The 15,727-nt window shown below is 55.1% G+C and carries 16 protein-coding genes; all 16 read right to left on the bottom strand.

The genetic code is table 11. The features are described 5' to 3' along the window. Nucleotides 1–87: 87 nt before the first annotated feature. The gene (locus GZH47_RS21435) at nt 88–570 is read right to left on the bottom strand and encodes a hypothetical protein (protein WP_162643088.1); all 483 of its coding nucleotides are present in this window, start codon (nt 568–570) and stop codon (nt 88–90) included. A 159-nt stretch (nt 571–729) separates the two neighbouring features. Next, on the bottom strand, nt 730–1,155 hold the full coding sequence (locus tag GZH47_RS21430; protein ID WP_162643087.1) for a hypothetical protein: 426 nt from the start codon (nt 1,153–1,155) through the stop codon (nt 730–732). Beyond that, nucleotides 1,152–1,298: a hypothetical protein gene (locus GZH47_RS21425; RefSeq protein ID WP_162643086.1), complete on the bottom strand. Its 147-nt coding sequence runs from the start codon at nt 1,296–1,298 to the stop codon at nt 1,152–1,154. The genes GZH47_RS21430 and GZH47_RS21425 overlap by 4 nt, the downstream gene beginning before the upstream one ends. Before the next feature lie 33 nt (nt 1,299–1,331). Further along, nucleotides 1,332–1,487, bottom strand: coding sequence for a hypothetical protein (locus tag GZH47_RS33875; protein ID WP_192043531.1), 156 nt, complete (start codon nt 1,485–1,487; stop codon nt 1,332–1,334). A gap of 15 nt (nt 1,488–1,502) precedes the next feature. After that, nucleotides 1,503–2,393, bottom strand: a complete 891-nt coding sequence (locus GZH47_RS21420) for a hypothetical protein (RefSeq protein ID WP_162643085.1) — start codon at nt 2,391–2,393, stop codon at nt 1,503–1,505. A gap of 19 nt (nt 2,394–2,412) precedes the next feature. Beyond that, nucleotides 2,413–3,348 carry a type II secretion system F family protein gene (locus GZH47_RS21415; protein ID WP_162643084.1) on the bottom strand — a complete coding sequence of 312 codons (936 nt, stop codon included), beginning with the start codon at nt 3,346–3,348 and terminating at the stop codon, nt 2,413–2,415. After that, complete coding sequence (locus GZH47_RS21410) at nt 3,345–4,823, bottom strand: ATPase, T2SS/T4P/T4SS family (RefSeq protein ID WP_162643082.1); 1,479 nt, start codon at nt 4,821–4,823, stop codon at nt 3,345–3,347. The genes GZH47_RS21415 and GZH47_RS21410 overlap by 4 nt, the downstream gene beginning before the upstream one ends. Beyond that, complete coding sequence (locus GZH47_RS21405) at nt 4,820–5,683, bottom strand: CpaE/TadZ family protein (RefSeq protein WP_162643081.1); 864 nt, start codon at nt 5,681–5,683, stop codon at nt 4,820–4,822. Before GZH47_RS21405 ends, GZH47_RS21410 begins: the two co-directional genes overlap by 4 nt. Then, nucleotides 5,680–6,405, bottom strand: coding sequence for a CpaB family protein (locus GZH47_RS21400; protein WP_162643080.1), 726 nt, complete (start codon nt 6,403–6,405; stop codon nt 5,680–5,682). Before GZH47_RS21400 ends, GZH47_RS21405 begins: the two co-directional genes overlap by 4 nt. Nucleotides 6,406–6,582: 177 nt before the next feature. Then, on the bottom strand, nt 6,583–7,257 hold the full coding sequence (locus GZH47_RS21395; RefSeq protein WP_162643079.1) for a cell shape determination protein CcmA: 675 nt from the start codon (nt 7,255–7,257) through the stop codon (nt 6,583–6,585). A 25-nt stretch (nt 7,258–7,282) separates the two neighbouring features. Continuing rightward, a complete protein-coding gene (locus tag GZH47_RS21390; protein WP_162643078.1) occupies nt 7,283–7,972 on the bottom strand; it encodes a hypothetical protein in 690 nt (229 codons plus the stop codon). A 215-nt stretch (nt 7,973–8,187) separates the two neighbouring features. Further along, nucleotides 8,188–9,816 (bottom strand): response regulator transcription factor, encoded by a 1,629-nt coding sequence (locus tag GZH47_RS21385; RefSeq protein ID WP_162643077.1) that lies wholly within the window; start codon nt 9,814–9,816, stop codon nt 8,188–8,190. Nucleotide 9,817: 1 nt separating this feature from the next. Further along, complete coding sequence (locus tag GZH47_RS21380; RefSeq protein WP_162643076.1) at nt 9,818–11,743, bottom strand: cache domain-containing sensor histidine kinase; 1,926 nt, start codon at nt 11,741–11,743, stop codon at nt 9,818–9,820. Between the two features lie 249 nt (nt 11,744–11,992). Continuing rightward, the gene (locus tag GZH47_RS21375; protein ID WP_162643075.1) at nt 11,993–13,750 is read right to left on the bottom strand and encodes a type 2 periplasmic-binding domain-containing protein; all 1,758 of its coding nucleotides are present in this window, start codon (nt 13,748–13,750) and stop codon (nt 11,993–11,995) included. 68 nt (nt 13,751–13,818) lie between these two features. Then, a complete protein-coding gene (locus GZH47_RS21370) occupies nt 13,819–14,706 on the bottom strand; it encodes a carbohydrate ABC transporter permease (RefSeq protein WP_162643074.1) in 888 nt (295 codons plus the stop codon). A 21-nt stretch (nt 14,707–14,727) separates the two neighbouring features. After that, the gene (locus tag GZH47_RS21365) at nt 14,728–15,699 is read right to left on the bottom strand and encodes an ABC transporter permease (RefSeq protein ID WP_162643073.1); all 972 of its coding nucleotides are present in this window, start codon (nt 15,697–15,699) and stop codon (nt 14,728–14,730) included. Nucleotides 15,700–15,727: the final 28 nt, after the last annotated feature.

The following is a 15,727-nucleotide window of genomic DNA, read 5'->3' as shown; positions in this document are numbered from 1 at the left end:
TGCGAGACGCTTGAGAATGGTTTTTTTTCGTCTAAAACGAACAATCCGACAAGCGTCCGGATAAGCGGTTTGTTCGTTTCGCGAGTATTATGACGTCAGCTCTGCCGTGCCTTTAATCGTCCACTCAATCGGATCGATGACGTTGAACAGACGCGGGTATACGATTTTGGCGATGAGTACGACGCCCGGCCGGCGAAGCGTAACCTCGTAGTCATAGCTATCGTTCCGATATGTAAACGGAAAGCTCCGGTCATCGTTAATGACCATGAAATCCACGATTTCGACCCGCTCCTTCAAATAAGCATCCGGCAATGGATTGCCGTTCTCATCGAGCTGCAGGTTCCGCTGCAAATAGATGCCCGCTTGCCCGAAGGCGGCCGCTTCATCGATATGCAGCCTTCCCTCCCCCAATGCTGCGGCGTCCACTTGCTGGGCGGCGGCATGCGCGGCGCGGTTCACGGCGTGCTTGCCTTGAAATAAAGCCGCGACGGCCATCTCCTCATCGGTCTGAAGCGCGTGCAGCAGCATCCAGATGACCGACATCAGTATTACGAGCATAAGCTTATGCATCGTCGTTCTCGATCCTTTCCCGCAATCGCAGCAGGCCGCCATATGACAGCCCCGCTTCAAGAGGATGCTGCCCGCCGCCCGCCTCCTCTGCGCTAATGTCTGCTCTACGTCCCAGCATCGTCCCAGCAAAATCCAAACAACATCGAATCAACGTTTATTCTACGGGACATATTCGCTCATTTTCGTTCCGGCTGCTTTCAATCGATCGTCCGCCGAAGGAGGCGACACGCCAATTAACCGATCGATATTGAAGAGTCCTTCGACAGGGTAGCTTGCCGTCAGCGTCAACGGCGCGCCGCGCGGCAGCGGCTGCGCCTTATCCATCGCGTTCGCGCCGTTGTCCGACGTGACCTCGAACGCAAGATCCGCCGGATTCAAGCCGTAGGCAGCAAGCCGCTCCTTCGCTCCCTGCAGCATCGCTGCGTCAATGTAGCCATAATCCCCGCTCGCCCCGACCTCCAGCAAATAATCGACCTCTTGCTGCAATACCGCCTGGCGAACGATAAGAACATGCTTGTAAATTGGAGAAAACATGAACCAGCACATCAAGGCAGCAAGCAGCACGAACATGAGCAGACTCTTCATGGGCTCATCCTCTGAATGCCGTCGCTCATATGATGGCCGGACAATTCCAGCTGTCGGTTCATGCCGTCATCGCCGCCGGTCACGCTGCCGTAAATCACGATAGCGACGATAATCAGCAGCAGCGTCATAAGCAGCGAACGCATGGTCATGCCTCCTTCTTGTTACTTGGCATTCGCTTAAGGCGTGGAGAGCATGGTGCTGATCTTGGTGTTAGCAGCATTGCCTTGCGATTGGATTTGCGATTGGGTACCCGTCGTATCCTTGGAAATAATAGCATTGAACAGCAGAATAACGACGACCAGCATCATGACGGTAATCAAAATATTGCGCATTTGCGTTCACCTCCTTTAATTAAGGGATTGAAAGAGCGTCTGCCCTTCCCGGACCCAGGGATAGATAAAGATTTGAAACGTGTATAGAATCGGAATGCCCGCGAGAACGAACAGAAAATAGGACGTCGATTCCTTGCGGCTGTCCTTGGCCAGTTCCAGCTTCTCCTTGTAGTCCTGGATACGTTGGCGCAATAACTCGTAATACTGCTCGCTCTCATGCAGGCGCAGCGAATCGATCGTTTCCACGAAGCTCAGTCCCTCTTCAGTACCGAGCCGCAGCTTAAGCCTGCGAAGCGCTCCTTCCGCATCGTGATACCATTCGCCGAGCAGCGTCTGCAAATCTCCCCGCATCGTGCGGGTAAAAGGCAAACAGCGCATTAGCTTGGTATGAATGTGGAGCGAGGACCCCGAGAGGTAAAGCAGCTGATTGCTGACAATGTAAATCTCTTTGGTCATGCGTTCCGCTCTCGTCTTGCGAACCGCCTCCAGCCAAGGCTGATCCCAGAAGAGTAATAACAAGAAGACAACCAGCACCAACGGTGCAGCCACTGGAGGGAGCGAAGCAATCGGCAGATGCGCCACCCCATAAGCCCCCGCGCTCCAAATCGGCGTTCCCGCCAGAAACAATCTGCGCGGCAGCACATACAGCGCTGCATCTCCCGTAAAGCCGCATCCGGCAAGGAGACGTTCCCGTTCCTTGAAAGACTGTGAGCCGCGGTTCAATCCCGCTAGATGGAGCCAGCGGTCGCTCACCGTATGCATCCGCCATTTCAACAGCGCCAGGTGGGCGAAGCGTTGGCGCTTAAAGGAAACCGCCTTCAGCAGAAAGAAGACGAGCACGACGCCGAGCGTATACTGAACGGCGAGCGCGGCCCACATGAGGAGAATGCCAAGTTCATTGCTCATAGTCGGCGCGAGACTCCCTTCACATTTTTTTCCGCGAAAGCCAGAGACCCATGACGAACGACAAGAAGATCATGACGGCTGCATTCAAGAGCATGTTGCGGCCGCCGGGGTCCAGCACGTAATACCGATACGCATTCTCCGGGCTGTAATGGAAATTGACGCCCATGAACAACAGCAGAAACAAGAGCGGCGAGAAGTTCGCCAGCCGGATCTCCAGCAGCTTGTTGCGTTCCTGTTGATTAGCCCGGCGCGCCTTGCGCATGTCCGTAATGAGATCCTTCAAGTTGTCCGCAATGGGATGTCCCTCCGACAACCCGGCACGCACGATATTAATAAAATAGTCGGCCCAAACATGGCCAAGCGACGCTGCGAAGATCCGAAGGCTGGCCTCATCATCCCCGCGAACGGAAATATTCCGGTACAGCTGTTCGAATACGGCCTGCATCGGCCCCAACATCCGCTTCTCCTCCACCGTTCGCTGGAGTGCCGTGCGAATCTGTCTACCGCCGCTAACTAGACAGCATTGATAAAACAGCTCGATCGCCGGCAGGAAATCGATGCGCGTCTTCATCTGCCGGTGCACCTGCATTGATCGGAGCAGCAAATACGGCAGTGTCCCCAATACGCCGCCAAGCAGCAGCAGCCCCTTCATGCTCTTGAAGAACATGACGCCGAACGCAGCGCCTGCCAGAAGAAGCAGCAGGCTGAGAATGACGATCGAACCGGGACGCAAGCTGGATTGCAGCGATTCCAGCAGCTCGGACAGGTGGCGGTACGCCTTATCGTAACGCTGCAAGTACCTCGCCAAGCGTTCCCCGAGACGCCGCTCCTTCCGATAGTTCAACCTTCCGGCGATCTGCTGGCGGTGGAGCCAGATATCCAGCAGGCTTCGGACTGCCACGAACAGCGTACAGAACAAGGCCGCGCCGATGATGACTAGCCCGAAACCGGTCATGTCGCCGCCCACGCTCCTCCGTCCTGAAGCAACCGCGCAGAGCGCACGGCACCTGCGGCAGCAGGAACAATCCCTAGGCTTTGATCCGGCCAAGCATCCGTCCACTCCTGCCGCGCTCCCAGCTTCAATCTGCCCAATGCTTCAGCGGATGGAAGATGCGGATAATGCCATTCCCCGCTCCCTTCATCGAAGACCGCCCATTCCCTCACCGCCGTATCTCCCTTATCCCAGCCGATCTCGGCTAGGCGAACCAAGCGGCGGCGTCCTCCGATCAATCGCATTTCAATGCCGATTTGAGTCACATATTCCGCGATTCGCTTCGTCAACCGGTCGGGATTCATGACTCTGCCATCCTGCAGGCACATATCGGCGATTGCCTCCGGGACGTCTTCGAGCGTATTGGCATGCAGCGTCGTCATGCTGCCCGCATGTCCGCGGGTACAGGCCCGAACGTAGATATTCGCATCTTCGTCCCTGATTTCCGCATGAATAATTCGCTGCGGGGACTGCCTGAGCGCAAGCTTGAAAGCCTGCGCCGAACGATGCTGCGGATCCTCCTCGTCGACTTCGTATTCAATGACGTTCTTCGCCGGAAAGTCCCGCTGCAGCATCAGTTCGTGCCTGCCCTCGATCGTCACGAGGCGTTCCTCGTCAGGCAGTTCGCCGATCAGCGCCTTGATCAGGTTCGTTTTGCCCGAGTTGGTCGGACCGATGATCACAACATTGAATTTGGCCTGCAGCACGGCGAGCAGCATAAGCCGAAGCCGCTCGCTGATCGTGCCGAATTCCGGCTCGCTCAGCTGCCCCAGCTGGAAGCGGCGCACGGTATAGAACCGCAGCGTAAGCGTCGGTTTCGCCGTAAATCCGAAACCCGTCATCGTGACCCGCGTGCCGTCGCGAAGCATCACCTCTGCCCAGCGCTTGCGCGGAGTAATGCGATCGTTGTTGTACAGCACGAGATTTTGCTGAATCCGCTCTACCTCGCGAAGCGATGCAAAAGTATAAACGGAAGGACGGGCTATACCCCCTCGAACCTCGAATACCGCCGTGCCGACGACCTGGATTTCTTCCAAACCGTCCCGATTCCGGAGCACGAGCTCCAGCACGTTCATGCCGATCACCTCCGCGAACAATGCTTCCGCGAGTGTCGAATAGGGATGACGGTAACCGGGCAGCTCATGAATCCGCTGGCGCAGCAGCCTGTCCGCAATGACCGCCAGGATACGCTCGCGGTCGTCGGTATAGCCCAGCACCGCCCGGTTCAAACACTCGTTGTATTCTCGCCGTTCTTCCTCCGCTTCGCCCCGGGGCTGCGCCAAATACGACCGGACGTCCTCCGCCAAACGGCGGAAATCCCGAAGCGGCTCTGCACCGGCGCCAGCAAGCGAGGCGGCATACGCATCCGCATTCTCCTCCGACTCTCTCAGCTTCGATGAAAAAGCAGCCGGCGAGAAACGTGCCTGATCCTTCATCATGAGCTCACCCCTCCGCGATGCATCAGCAGCTTCTTGTACCAAGGCTGAATGGCCGGCTTCCGCTGACGCTTCCATCCGTTCGCGGTGGCGATCGCTTTCGCGGGTTCCTGCATCACCTTCTTGCCCTGTTCATTCTCAGCAAGCCATTCCTCCAGCGTTCCGCTATCGAGCTGAGCGAGCATCGGTTCCGTCAAAGCATGTTCGCCCAGCAACGGCACGCCGAGTTCATTGCAAATGTCTCTCACATGAAACCCTCCCTTACCCCATGGTGCATGAATGACAAGACTTTGAAACGAATCTGCCGGAATGCCATAAACCGGAGCCAATTGTTTCACCCAGCGCTGGCCGTCCTCTTGAAAATGCGATAACGCTCCTGTCGTAACGACAATTCGCGTGGCCGCCCGGCGCAGCGCGCATAATGTCGCGGCATTGTCCCAGTAGGCACCGACATCGGCGACTACGACGTCGAAAACCTGCTCTGCGACGTCAAGCAGATGATCAATCTCTTCCATCGCGTAAAACTCCGCTTGATCGCGCAGCATATTGCCGAACAGCACATGCACGCCTGATAATCTGCGGCAGCGATGCATGGAACGAAGCAGCTTCTCGGGATGCAGCGCCCTCGTCGCCAGCTCCGGCCGCAGCGAGTCTAACGTCACGGACGGCTCGTCGATGCCGAGATACCGATGCGTCTTCGCGCTCTTCAAATTGAGGCACAGAAATCCGACGCTGCCTCCGCTTTCCTCTGCGATTCGGCACGCCGCGGCGAAGGCAGCCGAGGATGTACCGATATTCGGCGTCGTACCCACGAACGCAATGAGCGGCGCCGCGGCCCCGAGTCGTGCTCCCTCGCGAATCATGGCGAATCCCCCGCCGCCGCAACGCCGACATCAAGCGATTCCGGCGAGTAGGCGATGACGACTTTGCTCTTGCCGCTCTTGCACAACGAGTCCAGTCGGAGCCACTGTTCCTCCGTCAAATTCAAGTTGATATAATCGATCATGCCGATGGCATCGCGTCTGGATGCATACATGGCTTCCTTGTCGCCGCTTGCCGTCGACATCAGGCTGGAATTCTTCACATCGTCGATTTCCATGTTGCCTGCCGTCTTAACGGAAGCGACCGTGACGGCATCCTCGAACAGCCGCTCCGACGCCGCCGATTCTCCTGAAGCGTAAACCATCACTTTATCGCCTGCCCGGATGCCGTTCGACACGGATAACACATAGTCGCGCGGAATACCGAAGGTCGATTGGCTCTTGTCCGGCAGCAGCCGAAACTTATCGACCTTCCACCGCAGCAGCGGCTCGTTCGCCCCTAGCGGAACGACGACTTCCATGCCGTTCAGTCCGTCCTTCGCAAGAAGCATCTCTTCCGAATAGGAAGCCTTGGCAATCTGCCTCACTCCAAGGAGGTCAGGCTTCAATCGTTCACCTGCCGCGACGAACCGTACAGGCACGACGACATCCACCGTCTCTTGAAACTTCACCTGCCTTAGCTGAAGCACATAGATGCCATATACGAGCAGCCCCGACAAGAGCGCAGCCGTTACCGAAATCAACACATTGCGTTTGCGATTCATAACCCCATCCCTCCGCGGCAAATAAGGACCGAAAAACAAAAAGAACGCAAGCCGGGCGTATTGCCCGAGCTTGCGTTCTTCGCATAGCGGTCGCTATTGATCTGCACATGTAATATTGACATCATCATAGCAGACATTATTTATGCTGTCTACATGAAATTGGAAATTCATCCAGCGCTATCGTTTCACTTCCTCATTCACTTGCGATGCGCCGATCCGCCTCAGCTGCTTGCGGTATTCCACAAGGCCGATTTTACAGCCCGGTCCGATCGTGACGTTCGCGCCTCGCACGACATCGGCAGTCGTATTCTCCAAGTAAACGTAATCGCCCTCGATCAGCTCGGCCGTCAGCGTCATCGCACCTTGACCGGAGAACAGCTGCTTCAGTCCGCCCCATTTGCTTTGACGAACCACGATTCGATTGCCGGCGATCTCCTTGACCCGGCAGGGTCCCCAAGTCCGGATATCAACCTCTCCCGCATTCAATAATCCATGGATATTGAAGCCGCCTCGCGCTTCGAAAGAGGTGGCTTCGCACTCGCCGCCATGCACGTCGAGCTGGCCTCTCAGCTTAACGGCGCGGCCGCGAATGCTGCCCGAAATATCCAGCTGACCAAGAATGCTAATCTGATTGCCGACCAAGTCGCCGTTAATGACGACTTCCCCGACTTGTCGGTAGTTTCCCGCCCGCAGCGTACCCGATACGTCGAGCGTGCCCATGCTGCGGAAGGATTCGCTTTCAAGCGGTCCGAGGATCTGAGCCTCGCCCATAACGCGGACGTTATGGAAGCTCCCGCCGTTCGTTGAACCGGTGCCGGTAATCTTCATATTCCGTTTCATTGTCGCTTGCATATTCGTTTCCTCCTCTCGTCCCTCATTACCCTTGGATTTGTTGGCGCCAGCGTACCTGAGCCTGCGGATGTATGACCAGATCGGTGACGTACTCCACCCTGTCGATGTCGCAGCCCGGACCGATAATAACCGTATTCCCGCGGACGAATTCCGCCATCGTCTCCTCAAGCTCGATAATTTCTCCTTCGATCGTCCGTGCTTTCATTTGCACATGCCAGACCGGAATAATCGATTCAATCAAGCGCCGCAGACCGCCTTTGCCGGCATGTTTAACCGTGATTTGCCGACCTTTGATGCCTTCTGCATCGCAGGGTCCTTCCAGCATGATTTCGAGCTGGTCGCCCGTCAGCCAGCCGGCTACGGACAGCGCTCCCCTCACTTTGCTCTCCTGCGTCTCGCAATTGCCTCTGACTTTCATATACCCGTTCATGACAAACTGATCCGCCTGCAGCGGGCCGTTGATCGTCAACTGGCCTTCAAGCTGCGCCTTACGCGTCTGCAAACCGCCATGGCAGGTCAATTTGCCTGCGGCCTCAAGCCGTTCTTCCGCCCGAATGCCGCCATCCACCGTCGTCATGCCGTTCGATGTGAAGACGAAGCAGTCGATGGCATCGCCTGCTTTGCATACCCCTTCCAACTTTACGCTATGGTACTGACCGCCTGCAGCGCTGCCGATGCCCGCGATTTCCAAATCCGGCCGACTCGTCACTCTCATTGTTCATTCCTCCGCTTTCGTTTCTTATGCTTTCATTATGCGCGTTGCAAGCGATCGAAGACAGCGGCGGGAGATGGAACTTCGGCTCAGCCCTCAGACGGATGAGCCGTGCGGACGTCCAATGCGCAAGAAACCCAGTACCGTTATCGGCACTGGGTTGTAATCGGTTCTGCTGCTCTACGAATCTGCTGCTCAGGCTCAACAGGTCAACAGCTCTACTGTCCCACCCTGCTGCTGCCAAACGCATCGAACTTCGACCGGTACTCCATCGCGGAGATCCCCTCCAGCTCGCGGAACACGCGGTTAAACTGCTTCGTATTCTCGAAGCCGACCTGCTCGCCGACTTCATAAATCCTGGCATCGCTTTCCTCCAGCAGCGCCTTGGCCTTCTGGATGCGCACCCGCTTCAGATAGACGACGAAGCTTTCGCCCGTGAATTCCTTGAACGTTTGGCTGAAATACGAATAATTAAGCGATACGTGGTTCGACACCATCGCCATATTGAGATCGCGATGGAAGTTCTCATGAATGTAGCTGACCGCTTTCTTCATTTCTTTGTGCTCGGCATGCACGGACCGCAGATTGCCCACATAGTCGCTAAGCCGAAGCAGCAAATCCTCCGCGGCATGATAATAGTCATGGATCGATTCAAAGCTGTAAATGCTGCCGACCTTCTTGTAAATCCTTAGAATCTCCACCGACTCTTCCCCGTATTGGTGGAATACGCCGTCGAAGACGAGCTCGTTCAGCTGCTTGCTGATCTCCTCCAAATAAGCGATATCGAAGGCGGTCAGACGTTTCGGATCGAGCAGCTCGGCAAGGATCTGCTTCATCTCCCGGTCCCGGTCCGTCCCCAGCATATTCGCCAGCTTGCGAATGTCCTCCAAGGGAACAGGCTGCCCGGCAAGCCGTTCCTTCTTGCCGTCGAAGACGAGCAGCGCAGGTTCCCGGCTCGCTTGCAGAAATCCGTACTTCAACGCTTCCTTGGCCTGCGCGTAAGCTTGCTTGACTTGGTGAGGGGCAGCCATGCGATCGCTGAGACCGATCAAGCCGGCCACATGATTCTCGCTCATGAAATCCAGCAGCGTATGCAGCGGCTCCACCCGCTCGCACAGAATGACGAGCCGATCGTCCTTATCCTTAAAATAGATCCGGCTCCCGCACTGCTCCGCCGCCAGCTGGGCAATGAGCGTTTCCGCCGTCCTCCCGCCCGTCAATCCGCCATGTACGTTCAGCAGCGCCACATAGTAATCGGCTGCCGGACCGGAAGCATCGCCTTCTCCGGCCGCGCTTGATCGGCCATCCGCAGGAGATGAAGCAGACAGCGTTCCCCAGCCCGCCTTCTCGCAGCGCTCCGTAATTTCGCGTTCTTCCATCGCCGGATGCAGAAAGATATAATTCAGCTGGCTGGCAAGCAGCTCTTCCCTGTAATGATGCGCCGCTTCCAGCCGCACGGACAGCTCCGTCTTGCGTTCCAGATCCCGCTCAGCCCGCTGCAGAGCGTCGAACAATTCATCGCGCACGATCGGTTTCAGCAGGTACTCTTTGACCTCGTGCTGCATCGCTTCTCTCGCATATTGAAAATCGTCATAACCGCTCAGAATCATCACGATCGGCCGCTCTTCGCCTTTGGCGATTTCCCCGATCAGCGTCAATCCGTCCATGCCGGGCATCCGGATATCGGTAATGACGATGTCGACCGGACGCTCCCGAATGACGCCGAGCGCCTCCTCGCCATCAGAGGCGAACAGCAGCGCATATCGGTCCGGCTGCCCGCGTTCGATAATCGCTTTCAGACCCAGCCTTATATTCTTCTCATCGTCAACAATGAGCAATGTACGCATGTCAGACCAGCCCTCCGCTTACGATAAAGTAGGGAATACGCATCTCCACGCGCGTATATGCCCCCTCGCCGCTCTCGACGAACAAGCCATATTCCTTGCCATAAAACAGCTGTATCCGCTGATGGACATTACGCAGTCCGATGCCGCTGCCCTCGCTCTGCTTCTCGTGCGGCACTACCGCCCGGTCGCTGGATGCGGCGACCTCGGACTCGTCGGAGGCGATTTTCCGGTTCAATTCCGCTGCCGTCCCTGCTGTCATTCCGACGCCGTTGTCGGCAATTACGATGACGATGGCCTGATCGACCAACGCCGCCGATATGCAAATCACCATGTTTCGGGCCTCGGAAGGCTTCATATTCATGCCGTGTTTCACGGCGTTCTCCACGATCGGCTGCAGCGACATCTTTAGCAGTTCCTGATTCATGTAATCGGGCGGCACGTCGATTTGCAGGCTTACCGTATGGTCGAACCGAAGGTTCATGACGGCAATATAATTAGTGATATGGCCCAGCTCATCCTTCAGCCGCACGTATTCGCTCTTCCATCGCAGGTTGTAGCGCATCATGCCGCCAAGCGATGTGAGCGCGTCCGAGATCGCGGGTTGATTCTCGATTTCGGCCAGCATCTTGATATTCTCGAGCGTATTGTACAGAAAGTGGGAATCGATCTGATTCTTGAGCGACCGCAGCTCGGTCTCTTTGGAAGCGGCTTGCTTCGTCACGGCATCGGCGATCAGTTCATTGATTTTCTTCAGCATTTTCCTGAAATGATGGGCAAGCTCGCCGACCTCGCCCCCGCCGCGTATCGTGAAATCGAAATTAAAATCTCCCTGACGGACCCGCTTCATGAAATGAGCCAGCGTATGGAGCTTCTTCAGAATGAGCGCGTTCAGCACATACGTTGAAATGGAGAGGATGACCAGCAGAATGATATTCGCGAAAACAATCCGGTTCCGCGTCCTATTGATATCGGCAAACACGTTTTTAAGCGAAACGACGTTCAGTACGTAGGCATCGATCTTCTCCACATAGATGTAATTGCCCAGGAATGGAGTCTTGTTCCATCTAAATGAAAAGTCGCCTTTCGCACCTGCCATATGCTCGCTCAGCTCGCCGCGAATGTCCGCTTCCGTCATGCCCGTATTCGCCAGCAGCGTTTGCTTGGCCTGAAGCGTTTGATCCCCGTCGCTGAACATTTTTCCTTCCCGATCGAGAACGAACATTTGCGACTGGCCTTCGTCGTTCGCGCCTCGAAACACGTTGGGGAAAACGTTCGGCAGCAGCATATCCACCTGCATGATCGCGACATGCTTGCCGGCCGGATACTCGATCTCGCGCAACAGCGAAAGCTTCGGCCTGTCTTCCTTGGCGTCGGCGACGATCGGACGAATAGGTTCGCGGTCCTTCCGGTCGAAATACCACCATTCGGTGCCGTTCAGCTCATTGACCTTCTTGTACCAAGGTTCGGATTGGATGCGTTTCTCCAGCAGAATGACCGGCCAGATTTCGTTGATTCGCATGTTGTTGGAGAAGAGCCGAATATGCTCGATGCTCGGATTGTTGAACTGCAGGCGCTGAATGCTCTTGACGACGGTCGTATCGAATTCGATCAGCTCCGACGCGTTCGGTTCGCTGGTTCGCTCCAAATAACTGCGCACGTCCATGTCGGATTGAATCAGCTGCGCCGTCCGCTCCATCGTCTCGAGATTGTTGTTCATGTTGATCCGTTCGATCTCGAGCTGATTCTCGCTTTTCTTGACGATGTCCTTCATATAATTGCCGTTCAGCTCATTGAAGATGTAGAACGAGATTAATAGACTCGGCAGCAGCAAAATAAGAATATACGCAATAATGAGCCGCTTCTGCAGAGAAAGCCGTTCGAGTTTAAAGAGGTATTCGCGTGCCAGAATACGCAGCCTGCCGGCCAAAACAATCACCGTCCGTATGGTGGAATGTACGCTCGAAGTATCGGCGATTGCCGCCGCTGAATCCCTCTTGCCGTAACGATTATTATAATATAAAACATAGCCTAGGAGCCGGACTTCCTCAAAATACCCGTGAAACGGGCATGAACAGCCGGCGCCCTCCCCTCGAAACCAAGCTGGGGGCGGCAATGCTGCCCTGCTTGGCCGAAGGCGATAGACCGCCGGCTGTTCGTATGCGTGATTACGTCACGATTATTTTAGAAACTCTTGAAGTTTAGTTACATTGGACTCGTAGTGCGCTTGCTGATACGCCTGCACCTTATCGAGACCTGCGCTCTTGCGCTTGTCGAGGAAATCGTTAAACTGCTTATCGAAGTCTTCGTCCGATTTGCTTAACAGCAGCTTCGGCAGCGTTTTACCCCACGCTTGAGCGATCTTCGTATTCGCTATACCTTCCGCGGAGTTGCCGGTCGGATCGATTTGATCGAATTGCGAGAAGCTGGTCGTCTTGCCTTTCGTCCAATCTTCCATTTGTTTCGAAGGTTCGACGCTAGGCGGCGCCCACTTCAGGTTCATGTTCGTGTCCATAAGCATCCAGAACGTAAACGATGCGCCGTATTTCTTGTCGAACGCGGAGCGATCCTTGTTCATCAGGTCGAGTACTTCCGGCTTGAACACTTCTTTGCCGTCAACCGTATCGTACGTCTCGCCCGGGATACCCATGTACAGGTCTTTATTGCCTTCCTCGCTGATCAGGTAGCTGAGGAATTTGATCGCTCTTGCTTTGTCCTTGACCTTCTTGGAAATGAGCGTTACCGTCCAGCCGGAGATGCCAGGGCCCGACAGCGTCGGCGGATCAAGCGCTTCGTCGCCCGGTCCGTCGATGGCGATGTACACCGAATTCGGGTCTTTGACGAACAGCGCGTTCTCCTGCGTAGCGAAATCGCTGCGTTGGTACAGCATGGCGAAGTAACGGCCCTGCGCGATCTTCTCTTCCATCTGCGGACGCTTGTCGATGAAGATGTCCTTCGACAACAGTCCCATTTCGTTCGCTTTGCGGAACGTCTTGAGCCAGCTTACATATTCCGGATCCGTCCGGCGGTCGTACAGCTTGCCGTCTTTCTCGTATGGAACGGCCAGGAAGTTCTGCAGATAGCCTTCCAGCGAGTAGTTGCCCGTGTCCGTGAATTCGTGCAGGCCGAGCGGAATGAGCGGCTGGCCGTTCACGTCTGGGAACTTCTCCTTCGCCATCTTGAGCGCGTTCAGGAAGCCTTCCTTCGTGCGCATATCCGGCTTGCCGAGCGCTTCGTACATATCCTTGCGCACGACGAACGTTTGGTTCGACGTATAGTCGCCCGAGAATTTCTGGAAGTCCTTCGGCGAGGACGAGGCGTTCGGATAGCCGTAGAAATTGCCGTCCGTTTGCGTGTACCACGATGTTTTGGCCGGATCCGCTACTTTGTAGAAATACGGATCGTATTCGTCGGCCAGCTTGTTAAGCGGTTCTACCAGGCCGCCTTCGATCATCTTCTTCACGTTGTCCTCGGACCAGCCAAGCGTAATGAAGTCGGGAAGGGATCCGGAAGCAATCATCGTGTTCAGCTTCTCGTTCTCGTTGCCTGCCGGCACGATGAAATTGATGTTCACGCCTGTCTTCTTCGTAATGTACTGGGAAGTCGCGTCGACGCCCCATTTGTTCGGGAACCAGGAGAAATTAAGATACCAGTCGAACGTGATCGGCGATATGTCGCTTTTCCAACCGGGCTCGTCCGCGGACACGGCCGTGGCATTCCCCGTCGTCGCATTGCCGGCTTTGTTACCGCTTGCATCATTGGTCGTTTTACCGTTGTCCGCGGTCGCAGTATTGTTCGTCGTACCGCCATTGCCAGCATTGCCGGCATTGCTGGCATTACCGCCATTGTTGTTGTTGCCGCCGCAAGCAGCCAGCGTTGCAACAAGCGCAGTGGCCGTCGTTATGGCCAGCAAACGTTTCACATTTCCTTGTCTCATGTGCGTTCTACCCCTTTGCTTCGCTTATTATAAGTCCCTTCCGGCAGTGATGCCAGGGGACGAACAACCTAACCTTTAATGGAACCGATCATCATGCCCTTGACGAAATACTTCTGCAAGAACGGATACACGATAACGATCGGCGCCGTGGTCACGACCATCGTCGCAAGCTTAACCGACTGAGAGGACACGGTCTTCGATATGCCGCCCGGCATCGACGCCATCATGATGTTCGAACTCGACTGCGCAATGACACGGAACAAGAAGGTCTGAATCGGCTGCAAGTTCATGTCGTTGATGTAGATCATGCCGACAAAATAATCGTTCCATTGATACACGCCGTGGAACAAGGCGATCGTCGCGATAACCGGCATCGAGACCGGAATGACGACGCGGACAAAGATGGAGAAGTCGTTAGCGCCGTCGATCTTCGCGGCTTCCTCCAGCCCCGCCGGAATTTCGCGGAAGAAAGCCAAGAAGATAATCAGATCGAAGAAATTAAACATCGCTGGAATGATGTAGACGAGGAAATTATCCAGCAAATGCAGATCGCGAGTAAGCAAATAGGATGGAATGAGTCCGCCTGCGAAGAACAATGTAATCGTACCGATCAGCATATAAACTTTACGACCGACCAGCTCCCGCCTCGAGAAGGCATATGCGACCATCGCGGTGAAGAATACATGCAGCGCCGTACCAATAATCGTCTTGGCGACCGTAATGCCCATCGCCTTTATAATGCCGGGATTTTGAAATACCGCCTGGAAGCTGTCGAGGCTGGCGACGCGCGGCCACCAGTAGATACCGCCTCGCATCGCGTCCTGTCCGTCATTGAATGCATTGACGAGCACATACCAGATCGGATAGATCGTGATAAAGCAGATCAGCAGCATGACGATGACGTTGAATGCATCGAACGTTGCCTCGCCGGCGGTCTTCCTTCGAAGTGTGAACATATTTGTCAAACCACCTTTAACTTAGAATAGCGATGTATCGTTCAGCTTCCGCGATACCGAGTTGGCGATTAACAGCAGAATGAGCGCGATGACTGATTTGAACAATCCTACTGCCGCCGAGTACGAGAAGCGGCTGCTGATAATCCCCGTCTGATAAACGTAGACGTCGATAACGTTGCTGGTGCTTTCATTGAGCGAATTCTTCAGGACGAAAATTTGATCGAAGTTCGAATTAAGCAGACCGCTGACTGCAAGAATGAACAGAATCGTGATTGTGCCCGCAATGCTCGGCAGCGTGACGAACCACATTTTCTGAAACCGTCCGGCGCCGTCGATCGTCGCTGCCTCGTACATTTCCGGAGACACCCCGGCGATGGCGGCGAGATAGATGATCGCGGACCAGCCAAGCTCCTTCCAAATATCCGAAGTAATGATGATGGACCAGAAGTAACTCGGTTCCGCCAAATAACTAATCGGCTCATGGATGAAGCCGAGTGCCATCAGCATTTTATTGACGATGCCCACATCGGCGAGCCAGGTGGTCAAGATCCCGCCTAGAATGACCCAGGAGAGAAAATGCGGCAGATACGAGATCGTTTGTACCGCCTTCTTCAGCCGAATGGAACGAAGCTCGTTCAAGAAAAGCGCGAACACGATCGGAAGCGGAAACCCGATGAGCAGTTTAAAGAAACTCATGCCGATGGTGTTCCATATGACGCTTTTCAACTCGTCGTCATCCAGAAATTCGCGGAAGTGCTCCAGCCCGACCCAGGGGGCATCGCTGATGGACTGCACGATATTGAATTCCTTGAAGGCGATGATAACGCCGTACATCGGAATGTAGTTGAATATGATCATCCATGCTACGCCGAGCAGCGCCATTGCTTGCAAATACTTCTGGCCGGCCAACTTTCGGACAAGCTTCTTGAACTTCGTTTTGCGGTTGATCGGCTGTTCTTGCAAAGACAGCTCATAGCTCAGATTGGCACTCATGTTGAAACCTCCAAAACCCGCAGAATTG

Origin of the sequence: Paenibacillus rhizovicinus, from assembly GCF_010365285.1 — a bacterium.
Taxonomy (GTDB): Bacteria; Bacillota; Bacilli; order Paenibacillales; family Paenibacillaceae; genus Paenibacillus_Z; species Paenibacillus_Z rhizovicinus.
This window is presented reverse-complemented; position numbering and strand designations above follow the sequence as displayed.

Excerpts from the sequence above, each read along its gene's own strand:
- GZH47_RS21435 (WP_162643088.1), bottom strand. The coding sequence starts at position 570 with ATGCATAAGCTTATGCTCGTAATACTGATGTCGGTCATCTGGATGCTG.
- GZH47_RS21430 (WP_162643087.1), bottom strand. The coding sequence starts at position 1,155 with ATGAAGAGTCTGCTCATGTTCGTGCTGCTTGCTGCCTTGATGTGCTGG.
- GZH47_RS21425 (WP_162643086.1), bottom strand. The coding sequence starts at position 1,298 with ATGCGTTCGCTGCTTATGACGCTGCTGCTGATTATCGTCGCTATCGTG.
- GZH47_RS33875 (WP_192043531.1), bottom strand. The coding sequence starts at position 1,487 with ATGCGCAATATTTTGATTACCGTCATGATGCTGGTCGTCGTTATTCTG.
- GZH47_RS21420 (WP_162643085.1), bottom strand. The coding sequence starts at position 2,393 with ATGAGCAATGAACTTGGCATTCTCCTCATGTGGGCCGCGCTCGCCGTT.
- GZH47_RS21415 (WP_162643084.1), bottom strand. The coding sequence starts at position 3,348 with ATGACCGGTTTCGGGCTAGTCATCATCGGCGCGGCCTTGTTCTGTACG.
- GZH47_RS21410 (WP_162643082.1), bottom strand. The coding sequence starts at position 4,823 with ATGATGAAGGATCAGGCACGTTTCTCGCCGGCTGCTTTTTCATCGAAG.
- GZH47_RS21405 (WP_162643081.1), bottom strand. The coding sequence starts at position 5,683 with ATGATTCGCGAGGGAGCACGACTCGGGGCCGCGGCGCCGCTCATTGCG.
- GZH47_RS21400 (WP_162643080.1), bottom strand. The coding sequence starts at position 6,405 with ATGAATCGCAAACGCAATGTGTTGATTTCGGTAACGGCTGCGCTCTTG.
- GZH47_RS21395 (WP_162643079.1), bottom strand. The coding sequence starts at position 7,257 with ATGCAAGCGACAATGAAACGGAATATGAAGATTACCGGCACCGGTTCA.
- GZH47_RS21390 (WP_162643078.1), bottom strand. The coding sequence starts at position 7,972 with ATGAGAGTGACGAGTCGGCCGGATTTGGAAATCGCGGGCATCGGCAGC.
- GZH47_RS21385 (WP_162643077.1), bottom strand. The coding sequence starts at position 9,816 with ATGCGTACATTGCTCATTGTTGACGATGAGAAGAATATAAGGCTGGGT.
- GZH47_RS21375 (WP_162643075.1), bottom strand. The coding sequence starts at position 13,750 with ATGAGACAAGGAAATGTGAAACGTTTGCTGGCCATAACGACGGCCACT.
- GZH47_RS21370 (WP_162643074.1), bottom strand. The coding sequence starts at position 14,706 with ATGTTCACACTTCGAAGGAAGACCGCCGGCGAGGCAACGTTCGATGCA.
- GZH47_RS21365 (WP_162643073.1), bottom strand. The coding sequence starts at position 15,699 with ATGAGTGCCAATCTGAGCTATGAGCTGTCTTTGCAAGAACAGCCGATC.